The organism is Photobacterium sp. DA100 (genome assembly GCF_029223585.1).
Taxonomy (GTDB): domain Bacteria; phylum Pseudomonadota; class Gammaproteobacteria; order Enterobacterales; family Vibrionaceae; genus Photobacterium.
The window spans coordinates 979488-1003131 of sequence record NZ_CP119424.1 but is presented as its reverse complement, the minus strand read 5'-3'; the positions used below and the strand labels follow the sequence as shown (position 1 = coordinate 1003131).

Here is a 23644-nt window from a genome sequence, read left to right as displayed (position 1 = left end):
TGATAGTTATAATCATTTTCGTTTGTGTTTTTAAGGTGGAAAAGTCAATGAACCCAGTAGTTTTGTTTGGTGCAAGCCGAGGCCTTGGTTTTGAAGTTGCTCGCTACTTTCGCGCAATGGGTGCTGAAGTCTATGCAATGGTTCGTAAGCCTGAGCGTGCAGCAACACTTGAGGAGATGGGGGTGAATGTTGTTCTTGGTGATGCGCTAGAGCGGAAGAGTATTAAAGCTTTTCTAGACTCATCGCCTGAGAATGCTGTCGCTGTATCTACCATGGGCAGTTTTCAAGCCGATACTCCCGTTGATTATGTTGGGCACCGTTCGGTGATAGATGAACTCGAACAGCGAAACCTACGCCGTTTCATTATGGTCACTTCTTTGGGATGCGGCGATTCTTGGTCGTACTTGTCTGATAAGGCAAAGGCCGTGTTTGGAAACTCTGTAAGGGAGAAAAGCCTTGCTGAATCTTGGTTGACAACCAGCGGTCTGGATTACACGATCCTCCGTCCGGGAGGATTGCAAGACGGCGAAGTGACAGGGCAAGGTAAGCTTTACAACGAAGGTGAGGTGCATGGTTTGATTACTCGAAGTGAAGTAGCCCGCATGATCTACCAGTTGATTTGCGATGATAATGCGATCGGCAAGGTTTATGCGTGTGTAGATCCGGTCTTTACCAAAAACATAATAAAATAGCGGCGTTGCTTGGTTTGGGTCTAGCAAAAAAGCCATCAGAAATGATGGCTTTTTTTTGTTGCTAAATGTTTAACCAATTGACGGAAAAGTTAATGAGAGCTATTCTAGCTTACAGTTGTACGCTCAATGGATAGGATCAAAAGGATGACCGCTACCAAACCTCCTGTATTGTGGCTAAATGTTGCGATATTCACCTTAACTTTTCTTGTTGCTGTCATAGCGACACCCTTGTATGCCTATTTTGTCGGTTTTGATGGTGTGCAATGGCTTATGTTGCTATTTGCTTTCTCATTCTGTGGTTTGTCGATTACGGCTGGCTACCACAGGCTCTGGTCGCATAAGACGTACGAAGCCAACCCTGTTGTAAGGTTTATTTTTGCCATTGGCGGGGCTTTTGCACTGCAGAATAGTATTTTGCATTGGTCTTCTGATCATCGTGTTCATCATCGCTTTGTTGATAATAATGATAAAGACCCTTACTCAGCCAACAGAGGCTTCTTTTACAGTCATATAGGCTGGATGCTTAGGGAGTATCAAGCGAGCCGCTACAGTGACTACGGGAACTGCCGTGATTTGCAGAAAGATAAGATCGTGATGTGGCAACATAGGAACTATGTCCTCTTGGCTATTTTGACTAACTTTGGTATTCCGCTGTTGTTTGGTGTCCTCCATGGAGACATTTGGGGCGCGTTGTTGCTAGTCGGAGTGGTTAGGTTGGTACTCAGCCATCACACAACATTTTTTATTAACTCGCTGGCTCATCTATGGGGATCTCAGCCGTATACCGACAAGAATACCGCCCGAGATAACGGCTTTTTGGCTTTGCTGACATTCGGGGAGGGGTATCATAACTTCCATCACATATTCGAAAATGATTACCGTAATGGGATACGCTGGTGGCAGTTTGATCCGACAAAATGGTTAATTAAGTCGTTGTCTTGGATTGGAGTAACGAAAAACCTGCGTATCAGCCCTGAAGATCGCATCGAGAAAGCGAAAGCTAGAATGCTTCACCGTCGTGTACAGCAAAAGCTGATGGTAAATGAGTCGAGTTTAAGCAATCAGCTAAAACTCGCCAGGCTGGATGAGGAGTACGAACTCTTGTTACAGAAAATTGCGGATTATTACGATGCCAAGAAGCGTTTGATTGAGCTGAAGAAAAAGAAATTGCTCAAGCATTACGAAAGTTTTGAATTTCTACAGCAATACCATGAAATGAAGCGAATGCTGGAGGAGCAACGCCAGTCATGGCAACGCATTACAGCGCAGTACGTATAAGTTTAAACGGACTAACTAGTAAAAGGCGGGGACTTCCCCGCCTTTTTTGACTTGATGATTGGTCACAAGTTAAGCTCTCAGAAAATCATTGACGTTTTGTTGACGAAGACAGCTGTTGTCACAAGTAAAATCGTCACATTACGTCTCATTTTTGCTAATTAGGTTATTCATAAAATGAAGCAGAATGAGATTTGCCATAATTAGGGGATCTTTTAGATGGAGGTACTGGTGTGAGACGCTTGTTGTTAATGCTACTCGCTGGTGTAATGTCGTACTCGGCTCAAGCTATTGAATATCAAAAGCCAAATTCAGACAGTAAGTTAGTAGGCGTCATGGAGTACTACCAAGTCAACAATGGCGATAGCTTGCTGGATATTGCTAACAAATACAATGTTGGTCTATTACAGCTGATGGCAGCTAATCCGGGAGTTGATCCTTTTTTGCCTACGCCTGGATCTTTGTTGACTATCCCTATGCAGTTGATTTTGCCGAAGGCGAAGCGTGAGGGTATTGTCATCAATTTGGCTGAGCTACGTTTGTACTATTTTCCTAACAACAGCGAAAAAATGTACGTTTTTCCTATTGGGATAGGCAGAGTTGGGCGTGAGACCCCAAAAATGACTACCAGTATCAGCCAAATGATTGAAAACCCAAGCTGGACACCGACGGCAAATATTCGTCGGGAATATCGTGAAAAGCACAATATCGAATTACCGGCGGTTGTGCCTGCCGGCCCTGAAAATCCACTTGGCGACTATGCAATGAGGCTTTCATATGGAAGCGGCCAGTATCTAATCCACGGTACCAATAAGGACTTCGGTATCGGTATGCGTGTGAGTTCTGGTTGTATACGAATGAATCCGTGGGATGTTGAATGGCTGTTTAGCCAGGTGTCCAGAGGCACTCGCGTCCAGGTCATTAACCAGCCGTTGAAGTATGCTGTTGAATCGGATGGCAGCGTTTACGTTGAAGTTCATGAGCCCCTGTCTAGAAGTGAAAAGCAATTAGGGGAGTTTAAAACGGTGGATGTTCCAGATAGCCTGTTGGTAGAAGTAGCCGGTAACGGCCATGCATATCAAAACCTCGAGTTTGCGCTGCTGAAGCAGTCTGGTGTTCCGCTGCTGTTGAATTAACTAAGACAAATAGTGCCTAGATAAAAAAGCCACCTTGCGGTGGCTTTTTTTATTGCTGTCTGATTAAAGCGCTTGCCCTAGGACAGGGATAGCAAGGGAAGAAATCATCTCAGGGGTGGTGTTTAATGTTTCGGCGATTTGAGGGGTTTTTCGCCCTGAACGAGACAGCTTTAGCGCCTCTCGCATCAGTACGCAAGATTCGATTTCTTTCACGGAGAAGCCGGTATAGGTTGCGATCTCCTCAATGGCTTTACTGTCAGTGACCTTGTCACCTTTTAGCAAAGATGACAGGCAAACTTGGTGGTGGCCACTTAAAGAGGGGCTGGTGGACTTGCTGTTGACCTTTAATTTTGCAGCTTGATCGGCAAGTACTTTGAGCAAATTACCACTTTCACCGTCTAATGTTATGTCATTGCCTAGTTTTATCCATTTGCCCAGTTCTTTGGCAACGGCACTAATTAGCGGTGTCATACGGAAGAAACCAGCTTCCCGGCAAATGGTCATGGTTAGTCGAGGTGAGAACTCAATTTTACTGTAAGTTGACCCAGGCATGATTGTAACGGCATGAAGGCAGTCAAAAGGAATGAAAAATCCATTGCCGGCCGTCACTGTATATTCTGCCTTGCCTAAACGGATAAATGCACATCCTGAAGACATGATAAGCATGTAGGCAGTATGGCTTTTTTTTCTGGAGCCGACATCCAGAAAAGTATGTTGATGCAGTGAATAATCAATAGCCTGTTTCATAGTTAATCTCTAGCAAATTAGCTGACACATGTTGTTCGCTTTTGATTGAAGCGTCAACTGATCGGGGAATTTTAACAGATAAATGCTGCTTTTTTAGCTAGAAATGCTATCAGTTAGGCAGACATGTCAGGATTCAAAAGGTAAAGTGCTTTAATTAGATACATTTAAATCTGGTAAGACCTCCAACCATTGTTTTGTTTGGGGGTTGCCATTGGGTAAATTCAATAAAACTGCGTAAAATGTCGCAGTTTTTTCAACTTATGAAGCATTACAGTGCAGTCTAATAACGATATTTACAAAGAAATTCGCCCATATAATGATGATGAAGTCAGTGGGGCTATTACGCGTCTGGTTAACGATAAAGAGTTTATAAACGCCATTCTTAATTACCGTTTTCCACAGTTATCTGGTGTACTCGGCTGGTTGCTGACACCCCTGATTAAACGCTTTCTAATAAGCAAATGGTCAAATATCAAAACGGTTGATGATGTCCAACGTCAAATCGCCAAATATATGCACGCAACTATTGATCATTCTTGTGACGGTGTCACTTTTAGCGGGCTTGACGAACTGGATCCGACAAAATCCTATCTCTTTGTCTCGAACCATAGAGATATTGCCATGGATCCAGCGATGGTGAACTGGTGCCTTTACAATAATGGCTTCAATACCGTACGTATTGCGATTGGCGATAATCTTCTGAAGAAGCCATGTGCAACCGAGCTAATGCGTTTGAACAAGAGCTTTATTGTTAAGCGCTCGGCTAAAGCGCCGCGTGAAATGATGAAAGCGCTTGGCCTACTGTCTAGTTATATCTCTCATTCGCTTGAGACGGGGAACTCCATTTGGATTGCCCAGAAGGAAGGGCGGGCCAAAGATGGTAACGATAAAACTGATCCTGCCATCCTAAAGATGTTTTATATGGATGGTCGTAAACAAAAAATTGAGTTTTCCGATTACATGTCAAAGCTTAATATTGTACCGGTCGCTATTTCGTACGAAAACGATCCGTGTGATGTTGCCAAGGCAAAAGAGCTTTACCAGAAACAAACTGAAGGCAGTTATGAGAAAGGTGAGTTCGAAGACATCGAAAGCATTATTCAGGGTATCGTTGGCCAAAAACGTCGTATTCATGTCAACTTCGGTGATGTGATTGGTGCTGGTTTTGATACTCCTGAGTCATTAGCTGGGGAAATCGATCGTCAGATTACAGCTAATTACCATCTGTTTCCTGCCAACTATATTGCAGCAGGGATGACTGATAGCTCGGTGAATGATGCTGAGGTGGCCAGGTTCAACGAGAAATTTGCCGGCCTTCCTGAAGGGGTTGTCACCATTCTGAAGCAGATGTATGCGATACCTGCGCAGAAGAAACTACAGTAAGTAAAAAAAGCAGCCTACAGGCTGCTTTTTTTTCGTCTGAATTAGGGCTATGACAAGCTTTCAGCTAGAACCTTGCATCGTTGGTAGGGCTGAGTGTTCGCACTATCGATTTAGGGGAGACAACTTCTACTCTTCGGTTTCGTTGTTTGTCGACTGCTCGGGTGCCTGAACTTAATGGCTCGCTGCTACCAGCTGACACTATCTGGATACGTTCCTCTTCGACACCAAAAACAGATGATATATAAATAGCAACGGTAAAAGCACGTTCATAGGAAAGCCCGATATTATCATCTTCATTAGCAAAATCATCACCATGCCCAACAACGATCACATAGCTATCAGGATGCTGACGTAATCGAACAGCGATAGGGTCTAGCAATAATTGGCCGTCAGGTGTTAGTTCGTAGCTCTCGACATCGAAATATACTGAAGTACGAAGCTCCGGCAGCTCAGTTAGCAATATTTGTGCTTTGGGTACCACATTGCCACTTCCGGTTGATTGAGTGGTAGTGGGAGTGACGCCGTCACTTCCGTTGCCACATCCCCAAATAAACACTGAACAGCATAGCAAGATGAACGTGCGAGCCAGTAATGATGAAGCGGTATGCGGTGCTAGAGTATTCAAACCAACTAAACCTAATCATGAAGTCATATATGTTAGGTTTAGCTGATCTGAAGCGAATCACAACTGCGAAAATAAGATAACGTGGTCGATCAACGAGCAGCAGGGTTAGGGGTTCTGTATGGAGGGACAGACATACGTTCTGCCATGAAATCAATAAATGACCGTACCTTAGGTGCAAGGTATTTTCGGCGGGGATAAACGGCATAAATTGGCAACTCAACATCGGCCTTCCATTCAGGAAGTAGCTGGATAAGTTTGCCTGTTTCAAGCTCGTCTGTAATGAGGTAGGTTGCAAGGTACGCAATCCCCAAGCCTGAAATCGCAGCATCAAGAACAGCTGGCGCATTGTCGATACGGTAGTTTCCGCGGGCCCTAATTGACTGTCTTACTCCGTCTCTGGTGAATTCCCAATTGATGTATTTCCTCTCGCGGCTTTGGTAGGTAATGCAGTTATGCTGGCGCAAGTCTCCCGGTACTTTAGGGGCACCATGAGCCTGTATATATTCAGGCGAGGCAACAACTGCAAAATGACAATCTGCGAGTCGGCGGGCGACCATACCTTCTGGTGGGTGTTCGTGAATGGCCACCCAACAGTCAAAGCCTTCTTCCAGTAGGTTAGGGCGATGATCAAACAGGCTAACTTCTAATTCGAGGCCTGGGTGTTCTTTTTGAAATTCAGCCAATGCCGAGGTGATGTGGATATTGCCGAAAGATTGCGCAATACCAACGCGCAATACACCTTTAATTTCATTGCGGTAACCTGCAACGAGTGCTTCAGCTTCATTGACCGTATCAAGCAGCTGTTGGCCATATTCAGCATATTGAAGGCCTATCTCAGTCAAAGCGACGGTGCGTGTACTTCGCTGTACAAGCTGACATCCAAGCCGTTCTTCCAAAAAACGAATTTGTTTACTGACCTGAGATTTAGAGATCCCAAGACGCTCTGCCGCCCTGGTAAAGTTTTGTTCATGGCCGACAGTCGCAAGGATCACCATTTGTTGCAGATTTTCTAGCATAGGTAAGACCAACTTCATGTTAACTAGGCAATTATATCACTGAACGTAATGGGGGAGAATGCTTGTGAATCTTATGTGACGATGTCACTCATCATTGGCCAGCGACTGAACTCAATGCACCGCGAAAGCTATATCTGACGCTATCGTGTTGTTTTATTAACAAGGAGAGGTAGTCGTTGTATTGGCTTTATTTCACAATAATTACAATGACTTAATAGTTATTGTCCCCGACAGTGAACAATGAAAGCAAATAATGTACGCTATGCAAGGCAGTTATTCCCTTAGGCTTAATTTTCTATAACTGATTAAGTTGGCAGCAAAATCGATGATGGTAATGAGCTTAATTAAACTAAACGATTTTATTAATGTGGAGTTCGCCGATAATATCTGAGCCTCATTAGGAGGTTTTATGTTCAAAGTTATGTGGCAGTTTTTTCTGCTAGGTCTTTATAGTTTCGGCGGCCCTGCCGCTCACATTGGTTTTTTCCAACGTGAATTTGTTCAGAATAAAAAATGGTTGAGTGATCAAGATTTCACCCACGCAGTTGCGCTATGTCAGTTTTTACCTGGGCCCGCTAGTAGCCAGCTTGGTATGTATATTGGTTTCAAGAAAGCAGGATACCTAGGAGCACTTTCTGCTTTTGTCGGTTTTACTTTCCCTTCATTCTTGTTGTTGACTGTTTTAGCTATTGGCAACCAGCAATATAACGATGTCACCTTTATCAATACCGTTATCCAGGCAGCTAAACTCTTGGCTGTTGTCGTTGTTGCTGAAGCCATATGGGGAATGGTTAAAAAAAATATAACAAGCAAGTTAACAGTTGCGGTTGCACTCGCAACCGGTGTTAGTGTTTTCATAACCTCGGGGCTGCTTGGGCAAATCATTCCAATTTTATTGGCCGCACTGTTAGGTTTTGCTATTTCAAGCCAAAAACTACACAATGCTGAAGTCGTTAACCAACCCATAATCAAACCCCATTTGGGTATTGTTAGTGTGTTTGTTGTTTTGTTGTTTGGCCTACCGTTGGTAGCTGGGCAATCTGAATTACTAAACCTTGTTAATGTTTTTTATCAAGCGGGTAGTTTCGTATTTGGTGGCGGCCATGTTGTTCTTCCACTCCTAGAGCCTATGATGGAAGGGATGGTGGAACCTGATACATTCTTGAGTGCTTATGCTTCTGCCCAGTTAGTTCCAGGGCCTATGTTTACAATGGCTAGTTACCTAGGGGCTTCGACGATTTCTGACAGTCCATTTATCGGTAGTTTACTTGCAACGATTGCTGTGTTTTTACCAGGGAGCTTACTATTGTTTGCATTTTTGCCGGCTTGGAATGCTTTGTTTAAACACCAACGTTTGCAAGAGTCTATTTTGTTGGTCAATGCGAGTGTTGTTGGTTTGTTGGGGAGTGCATTTATCAAGCCCGTAATTTCCACTTCAATAGGTTCAGTCTTTGATGTTGTTGCGGTAATGGTTGGCTTCTATCTTTTGAAATATCGGAACATACCGGTGTGGGGATTGATCTTGCTCTTCGTCGGGTATCAATCGTTGCTGTAAGTAGACGCTGCATGTTAAACACAGCCTTCGGGCTGTGTTTTTACAAAAGCTAACGCACTATAACTTATGCTATGTATGAAATTTAAACATTATCCTGAAAACTAGAATGTCTAAAAGGATGTTTATAGCTGATTAAGGTATAGTTAAGAATCTATTGATACAGTAGCCTCCAATAGCTAACACTTATTGGTCAAATTAAATATATGAAAAATCAAAGAAAAATAAGGCCAAACCTTACAAATTATGATGTTATTGAAATTCTAGAAAGAGAATTGCGCGAAGCTGAGAAGCGTATTGTTCAAAGGACCATCATGGCACTACTAGCTTCTTTATTTGGGCTCTGTTTATTCATCTTCATCTTTATTAGTTCGCATGAAGCAACCATTAAGAACTATGCCGCAGAGGCGATGCGTAAATCGTTTGAAACTGAACGGGCAATTCACATCATAGATGAAGCGGCTGGCACTAATTTCTTAGAGCAATCTAAGAGCTCTGATTAGTAAGCTGAAATCTACAATGAGAGCATTGAGAAAATAATGCTCTCGTGCCTGCGCTAAATTTGAATAATCAATTCATGATTTTTGATTAAAAGCTCCGGCCTTGCAGTTTTTAACAGCGATTGTTTGAAATCTTCGTCACTTAATCGATAGACAGGCCTCGTCAATAAATATTGTCCGACCATTTCAATAATTGGGGACAATAGTTGTTTACTAGGAAGGTTAAAATCATTTGGTTGGATATCGATATCTTCAACATTCAGATCATTGAGAAAAATCGCGCCTTCGTCTTTGTCATAGTAGGGCACGGCACTAAAGCTAACCTTTATCTGTAGCTGTTGAGTACTTTGACCCTGAATCGATATCTTAGCGGTAGAGTCGGCATCTAAGTTAACACGATCATCAGCAACTCTTCCTATTCCTACCTTAACATTGTCAAATTTTACGTTGGCATGTGCTAGCCCTTTAACGCCTACTGTCCTCTCAAATCCGCTTCGATCATCAAGGTACTCCTGTATTTGTTGCTCTGTGACGCTGTAACTTGCGCATGATGTTAATAACAGTGCAATAACTAGAGCAAAGATGATTTTCAAAATACCTGCCTCGCGCCTTTAATCGTACATCTATAGGTTATCAGATCGGCGGTGTATCAGAGGCTCAGTTCCGAGATAGGCAGACGTATTTTTGTGGGTTTAAAAGCATGACTCGAATTGCTTCTTGTATAACTTATTCAATTGTTTATGGTACTTCTTACCTTGCTTTGGGGGGTAGCCACTACGCATTTTTTTCTGGATAGATTCGATTTTCTGATTGACCTTTTTACAATCCTTGGCTTTTTTGGCAGTTGATGAATGGCTTATACTTGTATTAAAGAACAACATAATCGCTATTACTGATATCAACTTGGTATTTACTGTCATATACGAGCTCGCTTTATCATCATGTTAAGATGCTAATATATGCTGTAGTCTGGCTATCTAAAATGGCTGGGGAGTGTGGTTAGAATCTGAATCAAAGAAAAAGAGAGTGATGAGATTGTTGGTTACAAAAAAACCCTCCAAGTGGAGGGCGTACCGGTACATGCCAACTTTTACGCTGTTTCTGCAAATAATAATTCTAAGTCATAATTTTCACGGTTAAGTGTATTCTTTAGTTTCTTCAGAGAACTTACCTGTAATTGACGAATTCGTTCTCGAGTCAGGCCGACTTCATCAGCGACCTGCTGAAGGGTTTGTGCTTCGTAACCTAATAAGCCAAAACGGCGGCACAAAATTTCACGATCACGTGCATTTAGGCTTTCCAGCATCGCAATTGCGAGTTTACTAATATCTTGCTTGTCGAGCTCATTTTCCGGCTTCATACCTTCATCATCAGCAATGAAGGCTGAAATTGTCTGTGAGCCTGATTCATCGGAGATTTGCTGATCAATAGAGACAACAGGGGCATCATAAGCAAGCACATTTGATATATCTTCTACTGAACGTTCTAACTTAGCAGCAATTTCTTCCTGGCTTGGTTCTTGGTTAGTGGTTTTCATCAACTGCTTATGTGTTCGCAAAATCGTATTTATTTCTTTTGAAACATGAACAGGTAGTCGTATAGTGCGTGCTTGGTTGTGAATGGCACGCTCAATAGTCTGCTTTATCCACCATGTCGCATATGTCGAGAATCTAAAACCACGTTCAGGATCAAATTTCTCCACCGCGGTAATTAAACCAATGTTTCCTTCATCGATTAAATCGCTTAACAACATACCACTGTTACGGTATTTTTTGGCAATACTGACAACCAGGCGCAGGTTACTTTCAATCATTGTCGCTTTTGAGAACGGGTCACCTCGTAAGCACTTCCTGCTGTAAAGAACTTCTTCATCTTTGGTAAGTAAAGGTTTGTGCGCGATTTCTTGTAGATACAGATGAATAACATCAGCATCGAAACCATTAAGTTCTTGTGATTTGATATCCATATCTTACCCCTAACAATCAATGACAATCTTAAATGTTATATCTTTGTTTTAATTTGTTACACACCCACACTATCATGAACGTTATGCATATGCCATTGAGGAATCGTGCATTTTTATATAAAAGCAATTTTGTATCGAAAAAGACTATTGACAAAGCCATTCGGGTTGCAACAAGGCGCTAATATGGTTTTTAGCACTGCGGAGTAATTTCAATTTGGCATATACATTGGCTGCTGTCTAATTTATCAGTATGTTGTGCATATGTAATTAACGTGCTTTCATCCAAATCTTATACAATAAAGCGTAATAATAGTCATAGTTATTATATCAATATGTGACAGAGGAGAAGCGCAATGGAGCTTGTAACAAATTTTGTATCGGGAGTGGTTTTAACAAAGCATCAACAACAAACCAGAATGCTATTGCTCAAAAGGGCGGATGGTGGATATTGGTGCCAGGTGGCGGGAAGTATAGAAAAAAGTGAGTCTGCCTGGCAGGCTTTTCTACGTGAACTGTATGAGGAGACTCAGGTTTCTCCCTACGAATTATATAGTGCCGATTACTTGCAACAATTTTATAATTTTCATAGCGATCAGATTTTTGTTGCCGCGGGTTTTGTTGCCTATTGTGAACCAGATACGCAGGTTGTTTTAAATCATGAACATACTGATTATCGTTGGTGCACCTTGGAAGAGGCACTGGAGTTGGTGCCATTCCCCAATCAACGGAAGTTCTATCAACACGTTTGGCAGTATTTCGTTGCACAAAACCCCGCATTAGAATTGAAATTAGAATCCAGCACAGTACATTTCAGAGATATTTACTAGTCATCGGCACATGTCGAAGTCCAGGGTATGATCTTCAGGCGCTCAAAGGGAATAGGGTTGCCCGTCTTATCACTTACACCATAGGTACCGTGTTCCATATGCAATAGGGCTCTCTCAATATATGACAATGTTTCGGTATACTGTTCGACCAGCCCCATAGCCCGATCTGCTTCTTCACGAATATTCGCTGCTTCGGCAACATCAGTGACCGAGCAATCTTCTTTTATTGAAATTTCGTGATTCAACTTGTTGATTTCCTCCTTAAAGTGCTCTCGCTTAAGCAACAGTTCTTGATGCAATTGCTGAAGCTTCACATCGTCTAGTTCTGAATCAGGATGATAGGCAATGGTCATAAGCAGCCCCTGGTTAATGTCGATTCATCAATTAGGGTAAGTATAGGTTTTGTCGGTATTATCGCTATAGCAATCAAAACGAAAAAAGGCAGCCGAGGCTACCTTTTAGTAAATTGGGAGAGCAAGAATTATGCTTTCTTCAGATCTTTAACAGGGTAAGTCAAAGTCATGCCATTAACTGTAACATGAACGTAGAAGCCGCCACTGCTTAGGCCAGTAACAACCATTTCACCAAGTTCAATACCTTTAGTCGCTACTACACGATCGTCTACTGAAAACATATATAACACCTTGTTTATTAACAATTAGATTGGAAATATCTATGGTGCTATTTAAACAGAGATATTGAATTACAACTAATCGGGTTATTTATCCTGATAATCAAAAAGATTGCTGAATAATCATTCATTGCAAAACTGTTCTAATCTTCACGCCTTGCCGTTGAATTTAAGGCTATGTTGTAAATACGGCACATAGCATATGCGAGGGGAAGATGAACCCAAATCTTCAATACTCAGATAAACTAGGCCCATTCAAAGTGATCCACCTTTATGAGCCTTCTGTTGATTTGAAAGCAGTTCTAGTGGTGGATAACGTTGCCCTCGGGCCGTCAGTCGGTGGTATACGCATGGCGGCAGATGTCACAACCGAAGAGTGTATGCGTCTTGCGAGAGCGATGACTTATAAGAATGCAGCGGCAGGGTTACCTCATGGTGGTGGTAAAGCCGTGATCCTTGCCGACCCCAAAATGCCTAAAAAAGATAAAGAGGCACTGATTAGGGCATTTGCAAATGGATTACGCAATGAAGATACATACATTTTTGCCCCTGATATGGGTGTTGATGAAGAGTGCATGGCTTGGATCCGTGATGAGGTTGGTCGTGTGGTGGGATTGCCTCGCGAGTTGGGGGGGATCCCGCTTGATGAGTTAGGTGCTACAGGGTGGGGGCTTGCTCAGGTTGTAGATTTAGCAGCAGATGAATGCGGCTTTAATGTTCAAGGGGCACAATTTGTAGTTCAAGGCTTTGGGGCCGTGGGCAAACATGTCAGCCGCTTCCTAGTTGAGAAAGGGGCAGTACTGATTGGTGTGGCTGATTCTCGTGGTGCTATATGTGATGAAAATGGTTTGGACGTGAACACGTTAATAGCCCTGAAAAATGAAGGTAAGTCAGTTACTGACCTTCAGGGTGCAAAAAAGGTGTCAAATGATGATTTGGTTAAGCTTGAATGTGATATTTGGATACCTGCAGCAAGACCCGATGTTATCCACGAGGGTAATGTCCAATACCTCAATACCAAAGTCATGCTCCAAGGAGCCAATATTCCGTGTACCCTAGCGGCAGAGAAATACCTCCATCAGCATGGGGTACTCTGTATTCCTGATTTTATTGCCAATGCCGGTGGAGTGATTTGTGCTTCGATGGAATATCACGGTGCGACTCAAAAAGCAGCATTTGAAGCGATAGAAGAAAAGGTACGGCAAAATACCAAACAGGTAATCCAGTTAGTTAATGAGCGGTCCATCTTGCCACGAGATGCCGCGCTAGCATTAGCGAAACACCGCCTAGAAAAAGCAATGTCCTATAGACGCTATTCACTATTTTCAACTGCACCTCATTTTCTTTGAGTGCTTGTATGTCGGGATATAAGGTGGAGAACATGATGAACAGGACTAATAGAAGTTACTTTCACCGAGGTGGATTAGAACCATTGCTTGGAAAAACGATCCCTGAACATTTCAACGATATTGTCAGGCAATCGTCACAAAGCGATGCTGTAGTTTCCATGCACCAAAACAGGCGATTAAATTACGTTGAGCTGTCGGAAGAGGTCGATAAGCTAGCAAAAGGACTTATCGGTTCAGGCTTCAAGAAAGGTGACCGAATCGGTATATGGTCTACTGATAATGTCGAATGGTTATTGTTACAGATGGCGACCGCAAGAATAGGCTGCATTTTGGTTAATATCAATCCGGCATATCGTCAGCACGAACTAGCTTATGCATTGAAGTGTTCAGAAGTGCAGGGGCTTTTTGTTATACCTTCATTTCGCGGTAGTAATTATATTGCCATGCTAATGACTCTACTGCCTGAACTGAATCGTCAATCTCCATACCTCAGCAACAAAGCGTTCCCTCATTTACATTCGGTGGTTGTGTTCGATCCTATGAACCCGGAGGAGACTGACCGTCCGGCACATGGCTTCAAGGTATGGGCCGATATCCTTGAAAAAGGTAGGAACATCTCCATCCAAGAGCTCGATGAAGTGACGTCCAGTTTGGACTGCGACGATGCAATAAACATTCAATATACATCAGGAACGACAGGGTTCCCTAAAGCTGTTGTGTTAAGCCACCATAACATTTTAAATAACGCCTATTTTGCAGCAAAATCCATGCATTTCGGTGAGCAGGATAGGCTGTGTGTACCGGTTCCTTTCTACCACTGCTTCGGCATGGTTCTGGCCAACTTGCTGTGTTTATCTGTTGGCGCTTGCATTGTCATTCCATCAGAGCACTTTGATCCGGAAGATGTATTACGGGCAATACATACAGAAAGATGTACTGCGGTTCATGGTGTACCAACGATGTTCATTGCCGAGTTAGAACACGAAAGTTTTCATTGTTATGACCTTAGCAGTTTGCGGACTGGCATTATGGCTGGGGCTCCATGCCCGATGCCTTTGATGATGCGGGTGATGAACGATATGCATTGTCGTGAAATATTGATTGGTTATGGTGAAACGGAAGCTTCGCCACTGACACACCTTACGGCAATAGAAGATACTCTTGAACGTAGAACACAGACGGTTGGAAAAAATCTACCTCACCAAGAAGTGAAAGTGGTTGCGATTGAGTCAGGAAGGACTGTCGCTTTGGACGAGATTGGTGAGATCTGTTTTCGAGGTTACCACATAATGAAAGGCTACTATGGCAATAGACAAGGGACGAAGGAAGCCATAGATGAACAAGGATGGTTGCATTCCGGCGATCTGGGCACTATGGATGCCGATGGGTATGTCAGAATTACTGGACGGATAAAAGAGTTAATCATCCGTGGAGGCGAAAATATCTATCCTAGAGAAGTCGAAGATCTCCTGTTTTCCCACCCGAAGGTTCAGCAAGTGGCTGTGTTCGGTATTCCTGATGAATTTTACGGTGAAGAAGTGGTTGCATGGGTACAGTTACATGAAAATGAAAGTATGACAGAAGAGGAAGTTCGTAATTACTGTCGTGATCAAATCACACACTTCAAAGTGCCACGTTATATTCGATTTGTGAACTCATTTCCGATGACCGTGACGGGAAAATTCCAGAAATTTGAAATGCGTGAAAAAGAAATCGAAAAGTACCAGAAAAAATGAATACAGCTATACTCAACACACTAAAGTGTTCACTGGTGAAACATTCTGAGCCCTTTACTTGAGCAAGTAAAGAACCAGCAACAAGAATATAAATAAGGTAAATACAACCCAAAGATAGAGGCCGGTAACTAAATCCATAAAAATCTGATTAGTAGTAACTGTGATAGCAGTTATACCGACACATGCTGATTTTTGCTATTGCACGCATCAATTCCTTGAATGCGGTTTCAGAGAGTCACAATATATTTACTCGTGAAGAGTCAAATGCATCCCAATTTGTTTTTTCACGGCATTGATGGAGAGTGGTACCTGGTTAACTAAAACGTGCCACTATACTTTGTACCTGGCTTACCAACATCTTCAGTTCATCTCACACAGGCAGAACATAGGAAAAACAGGACATTTTCACTTTGTAGAAAAGAGACACTTTAGCTTTGTGGCTCTACACCATCAGTACGTATTATGGGTGCGTTATGTTAAATACGGTCGTTGGCAAAGTTGTTAAATAACTCGAAACATCAACAGGTTAGGGGATTTATTATTCAATCAGTTGATTAATGATAGATTGAATAAATAAGCACTATGACTAGTAAGTTGACCGAAAACTACATTTTTAGAAAATTTGTCTGTGGACTGAGTAAAAAAAGGGTAGCTGAGCTATGTTTCAAATCTGTGAGAACCATCACACGTTGGGACTCGGGTCAGAAGATACCACCGGAGTGCAGACGGCTAATGAAGCTCTATTCATGTAGAGATCTTGCAGCTATTAATGACGACTGGAGAGGGTGGCAAATCAAACAAGGGGAGTTGGTGACGCCAAACGGATGGACTTTAACCCCAGACAGGATCGTAACGGGGAATGCGCTTTTACAAATCAGTGCCGAGAACGATAGGGAGATGAAGGCCGCGATCATCAAAACTGCGAGAATGCTAAAAAGACTGCCTCTAGTGTAAAAAGGTAAGCCCCGAAGAAGGGGCTATTTCATATTTACTCTGTAACTTCTCTTAGACCATCTAAGGCATTAACATAGTTAAGTACTTTGGACTTCAAATGATAAATCTCTTGCTGAAGTCTTCGATTTTCTCTGAGCTGCTCATCATGTAACTGGCTAAACTCTAAAGCAGCATAGCCACCTTCGATGAGAGCACCAGACTGAGTTGCTTTACCTGTGAGTTCCTTAAGAGCATCGATCATATTCTGGTGCTTTTCTGTATCTCTAATCGTGATTGCCATCATTAACCTCATTCTTCCCTGGAACAAATTAATGTAAATGATAGCAATCCTAAGTGAGGTTACAATAAGTCTGGATAAAAATTGATAGCAAAACCGCAAAATTGTTCCAGGGACAAATGCCAATTTTGATAGCTGCAACATTTCACCACGCTGTAGGGCACGACGACCCCAAAAACTTTCACCCCGTATTACTAGACGGGGCATCAAATCAACACCGCCACACTGTAACAGCCTTCATGGAGAACCTTATAGCCGCATTAAGGTGTGAACAACGCGACCACGAAACTCAACCATACCACCGTAAACACTGAACTCAATGATGGAATTAAAAATGCCAAGCGTTGAGAATCACTCTTAAACAGTTTGTTAGGTTTTGGTTCAACGTAGTTCCCCAGAAAGTTCTTTCCATGCTTCATCAGCGGATATAGGTAACTTCAGTTGATGCTCTACTTTGGACGAAAGACCAATAAACCTAGAGCCTAAGTCTTCTGGCTTTACATTAAGTTCTTTACACAGTTTGTCTATGTAGCCCAGTACGCCCGGGGCTAAAAATGCAGATTTAGGATCGAATGGAGGGTACATCTTCAATATCTCAGGGTCCTTTGTGCCACAATTATTCGGTCCGTTTAGATCTATAAAGCAGACCTCAAGATATGTGTCCAACGCTTCAGATAGTTTACCTTGCTTCTTTAGAACATCTCCCATTCCCAAGCGAGCATTACGATATAGCCCCCATTTATACTCTGATGCTAGTTGAGGCAATGAAACCTTTAATTGTTCCCACTTAACATCTAAGTCCGTAGGAGTGTTGATGCCTTGACTCATCAGCTTGTTTTTTGTTGCTTCTCTATCCCGCTTTTCCGCTAAGAATTGTTCATGGGTACCGTTCTCAATTGCCCACTTTTCTTCTATGAGTTCAATTTGATCTTCACGTACTAAAATCTTAACTCGTTCATCAGGGCAAGTTCGAACATACATAAATTGACTGCAACTAGGGCATTTTTTCTTTCGCCCAGGCATCTTATCCAAAGTACTACTGCAATAAGGACAAAATGGCTCTTTGTTTCCTACTCTAGGTATCTCAGTTGTTTTGTTCCCCTCGGTACGACTATTACCGAATACTCTAAATATCTTGGATAAGAAACTCATAGCTTTCCCTTATAAAACCTAACGCCCTGCTAAGGGGTGAGCAACGCAATACCGAAGTCGCCGCAAACCACCTTAAACACTAAACGCAACGCATAGCAAAAATGCCAAGCGTTGCGAATTACTCTTAAACAGATTGTTAGCTGCCTTTTTTCTTAGTGAGATCTTCGTTAATCATACGAACACGAGGAGGCTCAGGTGGCGGTGGTGGCGGTGGTGGTGCTTCACTTTTCTTTTCATCAGTCATGTTACTCTCCTGCATTTGGTGTTGGATAATTGTCCTCTACTAAAGGACGAGCATCAGGTTCTTGCGGAGGAGGAGGTGGTGGTGGAACATAATTATCTTCAACTTCAGGCACGATTTTCACTCCTTGTTTTAGTGATAGGTTTAGGGCTTCTAATTTTGTCTTTATACCATTTAACTCAGTTGCTACAGATAAATCGACTATTGGGGTTTCTTTTCTAGGAGAAGACACGTCTAGGTCATGTGCAATATAGGTAACGCTTGCTACAAGCATAGGGATTGAGGCAAACAATAACCATTTGAAAGCTCGATGCAGTTGCTGCGAGCGGCGATCGTTTACTTCTGTATTATGTGCCGAACAATCTCGAAATTTTTGATATAGATGGTCAGCGACTAACGAATCGACATCAACCTCTGGTTGTCGATTGCTAGGATAAGAACTATTGTAGTCTTCAATCTCTTTCTTATGTGCAATCAGCTTTTCTCTGTATTCATCTGTTTTTATTGGCGAAGGCATACCTTTATAGGTATTACCCCAGAAAGCACGTACCAAAAAATACAAACATACAAAAGACAATAAGAATGTAAGACTAGCAGAAATGGCAAAGACCATGATTGCACTACGCAACGCAGTGTAATCAAGCATTCTGAGCATATAACTGAGAATGGTGTATCCCGTAGCAACCAAAGCAAAAGTAATCTGAACTCGACCTGTAATACGCTCTCGTACTTCCATCTCATGGAAGTAAAGCTTCTCATATAGCTCAAATAATCGTTCTTTATTCATTCCACTCCACTCATATGAACTTCTTGGCAGCTAACGTCTGCCCCACTGAACCAGCAAAGCGCACCGAACTTTATACCAAAACCGCCGAGTGTAACGCATCACCTTGATTGCTTTGTTATATTTTTGATTCGTATATCATTTTTGCTTGTGTTGCTTTGTCTAACCGACGATGAACTAAAGAAACCATTGAAAGGATATCTAGTGCGTCAATCTCTTCGATTGACCAAGTGATTTTTGGTGCATGCGCTGTTGTATTACGAAAAGTACCGAACAGTCCTTTGAGTAAATTCATAAAACCTTTTTGCTCACTCTTTTCACTTTCAGTAACCAATGAATTTAATGCTAAGTGAGGTATGTGCTTAAAAGAGAATGCTTCATCAACCAACACGGAACCATCTGAAGTTAAGCCAGTTTTATGCCTAATTTTATCAGCAACACTTTTTGTAGCTTCAAATACAGCATGGAAATAGTTATCTACAACCAATTCCTCTTTGCAATACTTCAGAACATCAGGGTGAACATTTCGGGAAACAAGCTGATCTTTGAGTTTATAAGCTCTGGCAGCAGCTTCGCTGATTGTATTCGATTTTGTAACTGTTCCAATTTTTCCATTTTCACCGATGTTAAAGCCAGCGAAACTAAGAATTTGGTTGAGCTGATATCGAGTATCATTAAACCTCTCTAAGTTGTTGTAATGACGAGCAGGGTTAATTGCATTTTGGATAAAAGCCAACACATTATTGGCACAACCATCGATGGATTGCTTATTGGCTAGTGCTGAATTCAACCTTTTCCATTTGGTGTTTGCAGAATCAATATCCTCAATTCCTGATTCATAGAGCAACTTGCCAATTTCAGTCCCAGTAAAACCGCTTGTTGTATCACCAAGTAACTTACAAATAGATTCAATAATACTAAAATCTAGACTTTTAATTGCTGCCATAAGTTTCCTTAAAAAATATAACGCCCAATTAAGGGGTGAGCCACGCTACCACGATACTCAATTTGGACACCGTAAACACTAAACTTGACCCGAACCAAAAATGCCAAGCGTGGGGAATCCCTTTTAAATTGTTTGTTAGGCTACTGACCCACTCTCACCGCTGAAGTTAATGTATCACCAATATTGATTTGGCAATTCTTGAAGAGGAGTTTCTCAAAATCTTTAACTACCACAAACATGGCTTCGACAGTTTCAGGCGTTAAGTTAACATCCCAAGGACAACTCATTCTTTCACGAAGTTCTTCACGAGTATTGACCTCAGTGTTAATTTCAATGGGTTTACCATGAGCAACATCATCTCGTAACTTCTTTAATTGCCATAGTTGTGCGTACATACCGACATTTTTGTCGAACTCTACACCTGCTTTAGCACATACTTTTGTAATCTTATTTATGTATCGGTCAAACTCTTTCCATTTATCGACTTTCTTGTATCCCACAAAGTTAACCAGTGCTTCGACAGAAAAAGCCAAAGAGATTAAACATGAAAGACAATCTAGTTTAATCCCATCACGATCTTCATTGGCAACTTTTACACGAATCGTTTCTCGCTGATAATGAGCTAAATTCATAAGATCATTATGTGGGTAAACTCTTACTCGATGTGTCATATTTTCTCCTTGTAGCCTAACGCCCTGTTAAGGTGTGAGCAATGCAATACCAAAGCCACTGCAAACCACCTTAAACACTAAACACAACGCATAGTAAAAATGCCACGCGTTGCGAATCACTCTTAAACAGTTTGTTAGCTCACTTTTAGGTACCAATACGCCATTGAGGGGCAGCCCAATCTGCAGTCCAGTCTAACTTTTCTGACATAGCTGCAATTTGACCATACTCCTTGAAATATGCATCGACTATATCTGGCTCAGTTATATACAATGCATTTTCTAGAGACATTGAAGCATTTTTAGTGAGATTGAACGAACCTGTCCAAACACCATAAGGAGTAACTTTATAGTGTGTATGACCAAAAGAGTTCTGAATTTCTTGAACGTTTGCAAAAATGAGGAATTTATTATGCATTCTTGGAAATGCTGGCACCTTATCTCTGTTATGGTTTCCCACACACCTAACAGCATCAATAGTCGGATCTGACGCGACTGAGGCGCTACTTAGAATATTACCAAACTCATACCTCGTTAGATCACACTTAAGTGCATCATATTTCGAACGTAACTTTGACTTCCAATTCATGCGGGAATATACATCCGGTCTGAGAAAATCTTCTTTTTGAACCACAATTTGTACATTTTTAACACACGCAAGCGCATCTAGTATTGCGTCACTGGTTAGCCAAGCTACGGCTCCAATAACTAAATCAGCATTGTTAATATGACCGATCAGATGCTTTTCTAAATCACGAAAGTAGACATTAATACCATTTGAAGAATGCATACTATTGTCAATGAACCCACTATCGAAATTCCCATCATTATCTAACTGATATTCATTTAAATTCATTTTAACTCTTTTACCTTTGATAACTATGCTGATGAAAAGTGAGCTAACATTTAATTTTGCGATCTTGTTTCACATATCCACCCTTAAGCAATCCGGTAGACATTATATCCATTACGTTAAATAGCCGATTTTTCGTACTAAAACAGGGTATTCGGACACTTAACGTCATAATGCCGTCAATTCTACACCCAAATGCAAGCAAAATCATACACTACTGACTTGAAAATTAGTTACACAATCAGGTGTACATCACATAGGCAAAAGGTGAGGTTAGACTTGGTGGGATTAAGAGCCTTAAAGCTCCATAAGTACATGTTTTCGACTTGGGATCATGAAGATGATTCAGTATATGTACATCTTGGGTAAGAGGAGCATCCAACAAAAGTTGCCCTGGTACTCGATGCAATCCGTTCGACTAGTAGTGATGAGCAACGAGGGCAGGTTTTGATTAACGAAGGATTCAAGCAGGCCAGCTGCTTTCTGACTTCACTTATAACATAGCTGTTCTTTGCGTCGATTTGGTACAAAGGGATATTGGCAGTTTTCATTGAGTCAACAAGGAAGGCATCACGTTTGATACGTTTGGACGTGTTATGGCTAGAGTCATTCAATTCTATAGCACATAAAATATTTAGAGCTTCCTTATCACATATTATGAAATCAAAATGTTTACTAGAGATCTTATTGAAAGCAATTCGCCAATTTTTCTTAGTTCCACACTTAACAGGCACAATAACATCAGCTACACGTACCTTAGAGAAAATCAGATAGTCATTAGAAATAGCTTTTACAAGCACGCCATAGAACGAACGTTCTGCTGGAGTAAGTAGTGGTCCTGCGGGACGATACTTGTGTTCTGCGAAATTTTGATTCGTTTTATGAGCTTTAAAAAAAGACACCACAATTACTAATACAACCAATAAAACCAACACTTCCATAGAACAACCTTCCCAATATTATGAACAGTGAATCCTTCCATATCATCCACAAGAATTAAAATCTAAATGCAAAATCATGGAAGAGCAGCCTAGCAGGATGGTGGGTTCGTGAAATTCTGTTGGCTTTTTTGGGAAGCTCCGCATGGTATGTACAGCACTTGTGGAAACTAGTGTAAAGGTGCCTAGCATCCCTGCGGGATAAGAGCCGGGTGGGAGGCCTTCATGCGGCAGCGCTGCGCTTGATCTGCCTGCATGAAAGGCTTTGTTTAGTCAATCAAACTTTGTATTTACTTCAACATTCAGGAACAATTAACTTAACACGCAGCCATATTCGAACATTTTTGGGATTAATTTGAAAAGTAAATGAATCTAATACTTCTACAACAGATTTTTTTTCTATTATTCTTTTTGGGCTTGCTAATTTAACATCATTCTTAATTAACTCTGGTAAATCGCTTCTTAAAAAAACACACGTATTAGCTTTAAGCCTAGAGTGCATTTCAGGAAGTCTATTAATTTCAACTTGAGAATTAATTGTTGTCCATAGCGTATTTACAACTCTCCCGTCTTCACTTATATCACCAAACTTAACAAAGCCCTCTGTAAAGTTTGTCCTTTCATCACCATCGGATTGTTTCATTGATACCAACTTTTTCAAATCTTCGATATCTTGAAGTGCATTTTTCCTAATAGCCTCTATTTCTTTACTTTGTTCTTCTAAGTAGTCTATTTTCCTTGTTGTATCATCTGAAACCTCTTGAAATTTTTTACTATTACTCTTTAATTGAGCTTCAATTTTATCTTGTTCAGACCGTGCTTTTTCAAGGGTTTTTTCAAGTGATTTTCTTATATTCCATATTTCGAAACCTAGTATAGACATACTAATACCACCAACAATAAAGAATATTCCTCCAATAATTCCAACCCAAGATATAATTTTTTCATAAGTATGATAAGCAATATATTGGACAAAATGATCGTTTTTTGATGGTGGTTCACTCATGATTTTTTTTGTAGGTTCGCCTCCTGATTTTTCAGAATCATCTTCTTTTTTTCTATATTCCCCATCTATATTGCTAGACTGGTTAGCATCATTAGAATTAAATACTCGATATGGATAATTTTCAAATCGCGGTGGATTTATTACTATCGATGTATATGTCACTACAATTAATGCCATAGTTAATATTGCCATACCCCCCCAAAGAAGATGAGTCAATCGTTTACTTTTTTCCATGATATTATCATTACTGTCTTTCTCACTCATTTTTCATTCCGCAACTTTACGCTAGCAACTTTATAGAGTTTTGACTTGTTTTACTAATCATGATGTACAAATACCAAGACAGGGGTTGAAATTAGACAACTCTATAGTTTCAACTCAATATGAATA

25 protein-coding genes are annotated in these 23644 nt (G+C 41.3%); 10 read left to right on the top strand and 15 right to left on the bottom strand.

Annotated elements, in window-relative coordinates; genetic code table 11:
- Positions 1–47 precede the first annotated feature (47 nt).
- The 3 genes from PTW35_RS22360 (at position 48) to PTW35_RS22350 (ending at position 3103) form a co-directional block, all read left to right on the top strand.
- Positions 48–692, top strand: a complete 645-nt coding sequence (locus PTW35_RS22360; RefSeq protein WP_281029047.1) for an SDR family oxidoreductase — start codon at positions 48–50, stop codon at positions 690–692.
- 144 nt (positions 693–836) lie between these two features.
- Positions 837–1970 (top strand): fatty acid desaturase, encoded by a 1134-nt coding sequence (locus PTW35_RS22355; RefSeq protein ID WP_281029046.1) that lies wholly within the window; start codon positions 837–839, stop codon positions 1968–1970.
- 230 nt (positions 1971–2200) lie between these two features.
- Positions 2201–3103, top strand: a complete 903-nt coding sequence (locus PTW35_RS22350; protein WP_281029045.1) for a L,D-transpeptidase family protein — start codon at positions 2201–2203, stop codon at positions 3101–3103.
- A 63-nt stretch (positions 3104–3166) separates the two neighbouring features.
- Here the strand turns inward: PTW35_RS22350 and PTW35_RS22345 are convergent, their stop codons facing one another.
- Complete coding sequence (locus tag PTW35_RS22345; RefSeq protein ID WP_281029044.1) at positions 3167–3850, bottom strand: AraC family ligand binding domain-containing protein; 684 nt, start codon at positions 3848–3850, stop codon at positions 3167–3169.
- 273 nt (positions 3851–4123) lie between these two features.
- Here PTW35_RS22345 and PTW35_RS22340 point away from each other — a divergent pair, with 273 nt between their 5' ends.
- Positions 4124–5233: a 1-acyl-sn-glycerol-3-phosphate acyltransferase gene (locus tag PTW35_RS22340; protein ID WP_281029043.1), complete on the top strand. Its 1110-nt coding sequence runs from the start codon at positions 4124–4126 to the stop codon at positions 5231–5233.
- Positions 5234–5297: 64 nt separating this feature from the next.
- Here PTW35_RS22340 and PTW35_RS22335 read toward each other — a convergent pair whose 3' ends face one another.
- Complete coding sequence (locus PTW35_RS22335; protein WP_281029042.1) at positions 5298–5858, bottom strand: OmpA family protein; 561 nt, start codon at positions 5856–5858, stop codon at positions 5298–5300.
- 89 nt (positions 5859–5947) lie between these two features.
- Positions 5948–6874 (bottom strand): LysR family transcriptional regulator, encoded by a 927-nt coding sequence (locus PTW35_RS22330; RefSeq protein WP_281029041.1) that lies wholly within the window; start codon positions 6872–6874, stop codon positions 5948–5950.
- 409 nt (positions 6875–7283) lie between these two features.
- Between PTW35_RS22330 and chrA the strand changes: the two genes are divergently transcribed.
- A complete protein-coding gene (gene chrA / locus PTW35_RS22325) occupies positions 7284–8429 on the top strand; it encodes a chromate efflux transporter (RefSeq protein ID WP_281029040.1) in 1146 nt (381 codons plus the stop codon).
- A 203-nt stretch (positions 8430–8632) separates the two neighbouring features.
- Complete coding sequence (locus tag PTW35_RS22320) at positions 8633–8929, top strand: hypothetical protein (RefSeq protein WP_281029039.1); 297 nt, start codon at positions 8633–8635, stop codon at positions 8927–8929.
- Positions 8930–8982: 53 nt separating this feature from the next.
- On the opposite strand, the gene PTW35_RS22315 is transcribed toward PTW35_RS22320, so the two are convergent.
- Positions 8983–9519, bottom strand: coding sequence for a DUF1439 domain-containing protein (locus PTW35_RS22315; protein ID WP_281029038.1), 537 nt, complete (start codon positions 9517–9519; stop codon positions 8983–8985).
- A 497-nt stretch (positions 9520–10016) separates the two neighbouring features.
- The gene (gene rpoS / locus PTW35_RS22310) at positions 10017–10892 is read right to left on the bottom strand and encodes an RNA polymerase sigma factor RpoS (protein ID WP_281029037.1); all 876 of its coding nucleotides are present in this window, start codon (positions 10890–10892) and stop codon (positions 10017–10019) included.
- A 353-nt stretch (positions 10893–11245) separates the two neighbouring features.
- On the opposite strand from rpoS, the gene PTW35_RS22305 reads away from it, so the two are divergent.
- Entirely contained in the window at positions 11246–11719 is a 474-nt protein-coding gene (locus PTW35_RS22305; RefSeq protein WP_281029036.1) for an NUDIX domain-containing protein, read from the top strand.
- Here PTW35_RS22305 and PTW35_RS22300 read toward each other — a convergent pair.
- Positions 11716–12072: a hypothetical protein gene (locus PTW35_RS22300; RefSeq protein ID WP_281029035.1), complete on the bottom strand. Its 357-nt coding sequence runs from the start codon at positions 12070–12072 to the stop codon at positions 11716–11718. The genes PTW35_RS22305 and PTW35_RS22300 overlap by 4 nt on opposite strands.
- Before the next feature lie 128 nt (positions 12073–12200).
- Entirely contained in the window at positions 12201–12353 is a 153-nt protein-coding gene (locus PTW35_RS22295) for a hypothetical protein (protein ID WP_281029034.1), read from the bottom strand.
- Between the two features lie 212 nt (positions 12354–12565).
- Between PTW35_RS22295 and PTW35_RS22290 the strand changes: the two genes are divergently transcribed.
- The 3 genes from PTW35_RS22290 to PTW35_RS27225 all read left to right on the top strand — a co-directional run bounded on the left by PTW35_RS22290 (position 12566) and on the right by PTW35_RS27225 (position 16389).
- Positions 12566–13699: a Glu/Leu/Phe/Val dehydrogenase gene (locus tag PTW35_RS22290; protein ID WP_281029033.1), complete on the top strand. Its 1134-nt coding sequence runs from the start codon at positions 12566–12568 to the stop codon at positions 13697–13699.
- Positions 13700–13731: 32 nt separating this feature from the next.
- Positions 13732–15435: an AMP-binding protein gene (locus PTW35_RS22285; protein ID WP_348637745.1), complete on the top strand. Its 1704-nt coding sequence runs from the start codon at positions 13732–13734 to the stop codon at positions 15433–15435.
- A 582-nt stretch (positions 15436–16017) separates the two neighbouring features.
- On the top strand, positions 16018–16389 hold the full coding sequence (locus PTW35_RS27225) for a DUF3653 domain-containing protein (RefSeq protein ID WP_044623342.1): 372 nt from the start codon (positions 16018–16020) through the stop codon (positions 16387–16389).
- Between the two features lie 34 nt (positions 16390–16423).
- Here PTW35_RS27225 and PTW35_RS22275 read toward each other — a convergent pair whose 3' ends face one another.
- The 8 genes from PTW35_RS22275 to PTW35_RS22225 form a co-directional block, all read right to left on the bottom strand.
- Positions 16424–16873 carry a hypothetical protein gene (locus PTW35_RS22275; RefSeq protein ID WP_281029032.1) on the bottom strand — a complete coding sequence of 150 codons (450 nt, stop codon included), beginning with the start codon at positions 16871–16873 and terminating at the stop codon, positions 16424–16426.
- 174 nt (positions 16874–17047) lie between these two features.
- Positions 17048–17818: a hypothetical protein gene (locus PTW35_RS22265; protein ID WP_281029031.1), complete on the bottom strand. Its 771-nt coding sequence runs from the start codon at positions 17816–17818 to the stop codon at positions 17048–17050.
- Between the two features lie 245 nt (positions 17819–18063).
- The gene (locus PTW35_RS22255) at positions 18064–18846 is read right to left on the bottom strand and encodes a hypothetical protein (protein ID WP_281029030.1); all 783 of its coding nucleotides are present in this window, start codon (positions 18844–18846) and stop codon (positions 18064–18066) included.
- A 115-nt stretch (positions 18847–18961) separates the two neighbouring features.
- Positions 18962–19789, bottom strand: a complete 828-nt coding sequence (locus PTW35_RS22250) for a TIGR02391 family protein (protein ID WP_281029029.1) — start codon at positions 19787–19789, stop codon at positions 18962–18964.
- Between the two features lie 140 nt (positions 19790–19929).
- Entirely contained in the window at positions 19930–20460 is a 531-nt protein-coding gene (locus PTW35_RS22245; protein ID WP_281029028.1) for a hypothetical protein, read from the bottom strand.
- A 145-nt stretch (positions 20461–20605) separates the two neighbouring features.
- Entirely contained in the window at positions 20606–21313 is a 708-nt protein-coding gene (locus PTW35_RS22235) for a hypothetical protein (RefSeq protein WP_281029027.1), read from the bottom strand.
- A 329-nt stretch (positions 21314–21642) separates the two neighbouring features.
- Positions 21643–22251: a DUF2726 domain-containing protein gene (locus PTW35_RS22230; protein WP_281029026.1), complete on the bottom strand. Its 609-nt coding sequence runs from the start codon at positions 22249–22251 to the stop codon at positions 21643–21645.
- Positions 22252–22543: 292 nt separating this feature from the next.
- A complete protein-coding gene (locus PTW35_RS22225) occupies positions 22544–23518 on the bottom strand; it encodes a hypothetical protein (protein WP_281029025.1) in 975 nt (324 codons plus the stop codon).
- Positions 23519–23644 lie beyond the last annotated feature (126 nt).

What these genes read in the sequence shown, in the direction of transcription:
- PTW35_RS22355 (WP_281029046.1), top strand. Translation starts at nt 837, where the DNA reads ATGACCGCTACCAAACCTCCTGTATTGTGGCTAAATGTTGCGATATTC.
- PTW35_RS22275 (WP_281029032.1), bottom strand. Translation starts at nt 16,873, where the DNA reads ATGCCCCGTCTAGTAATACGGGGTGAAAGTTTTTGGGGTCGTCGTGCC.
- PTW35_RS22265 (WP_281029031.1), bottom strand. Translation starts at nt 17,818, where the DNA reads ATGAGTTTCTTATCCAAGATATTTAGAGTATTCGGTAATAGTCGTACC.
- PTW35_RS22345 (WP_281029044.1), bottom strand. Translation starts at nt 3,850, where the DNA reads ATGAAACAGGCTATTGATTATTCACTGCATCAACATACTTTTCTGGAT.
- PTW35_RS22225 (WP_281029025.1), bottom strand. Translation starts at nt 23,518, where the DNA reads ATGAGTGAGAAAGACAGTAATGATAATATCATGGAAAAAAGTAAACGA.
- PTW35_RS22250 (WP_281029029.1), bottom strand. Translation starts at nt 19,789, where the DNA reads ATGGCAGCAATTAAAAGTCTAGATTTTAGTATTATTGAATCTATTTGT.
- PTW35_RS22285 (WP_348637745.1), top strand. Translation starts at nt 13,732, where the DNA reads ATGATGAACAGGACTAATAGAAGTTACTTTCACCGAGGTGGATTAGAA.
- PTW35_RS22300 (WP_281029035.1), bottom strand. Translation starts at nt 12,072, where the DNA reads ATGACCATTGCCTATCATCCTGATTCAGAACTAGACGATGTGAAGCTT.
- PTW35_RS22230 (WP_281029026.1), bottom strand. Translation starts at nt 22,251, where the DNA reads ATGGAAGTGTTGGTTTTATTGGTTGTATTAGTAATTGTGGTGTCTTTT.
- PTW35_RS27225 (WP_044623342.1), top strand. Translation starts at nt 16,018, where the DNA reads ATGACTAGTAAGTTGACCGAAAACTACATTTTTAGAAAATTTGTCTGT.
- PTW35_RS22245 (WP_281029028.1), bottom strand. Translation starts at nt 20,460, where the DNA reads ATGACACATCGAGTAAGAGTTTACCCACATAATGATCTTATGAATTTA.
- PTW35_RS22305 (WP_281029036.1), top strand. Translation starts at nt 11,246, where the DNA reads ATGGAGCTTGTAACAAATTTTGTATCGGGAGTGGTTTTAACAAAGCAT.
- PTW35_RS22235 (WP_281029027.1), bottom strand. Translation starts at nt 21,313, where the DNA reads ATGAATTTAAATGAATATCAGTTAGATAATGATGGGAATTTCGATAGT.
- PTW35_RS22330 (WP_281029041.1), bottom strand. Translation starts at nt 6,874, where the DNA reads ATGCTAGAAAATCTGCAACAAATGGTGATCCTTGCGACTGTCGGCCAT.
- chrA (WP_281029040.1), top strand. Translation starts at nt 7,284, where the DNA reads ATGTTCAAAGTTATGTGGCAGTTTTTTCTGCTAGGTCTTTATAGTTTC.
- PTW35_RS22360 (WP_281029047.1), top strand. Translation starts at nt 48, where the DNA reads ATGAACCCAGTAGTTTTGTTTGGTGCAAGCCGAGGCCTTGGTTTTGAA.
- PTW35_RS22320 (WP_281029039.1), top strand. Translation starts at nt 8,633, where the DNA reads ATGAAAAATCAAAGAAAAATAAGGCCAAACCTTACAAATTATGATGTT.
- PTW35_RS22290 (WP_281029033.1), top strand. Translation starts at nt 12,566, where the DNA reads ATGAACCCAAATCTTCAATACTCAGATAAACTAGGCCCATTCAAAGTG.
- rpoS (WP_281029037.1), bottom strand. Translation starts at nt 10,892, where the DNA reads ATGGATATCAAATCACAAGAACTTAATGGTTTCGATGCTGATGTTATT.
- PTW35_RS22295 (WP_281029034.1), bottom strand. Translation starts at nt 12,353, where the DNA reads ATGTTTTCAGTAGACGATCGTGTAGTAGCGACTAAAGGTATTGAACTT.
- PTW35_RS22255 (WP_281029030.1), bottom strand. Translation starts at nt 18,846, where the DNA reads ATGAATAAAGAACGATTATTTGAGCTATATGAGAAGCTTTACTTCCAT.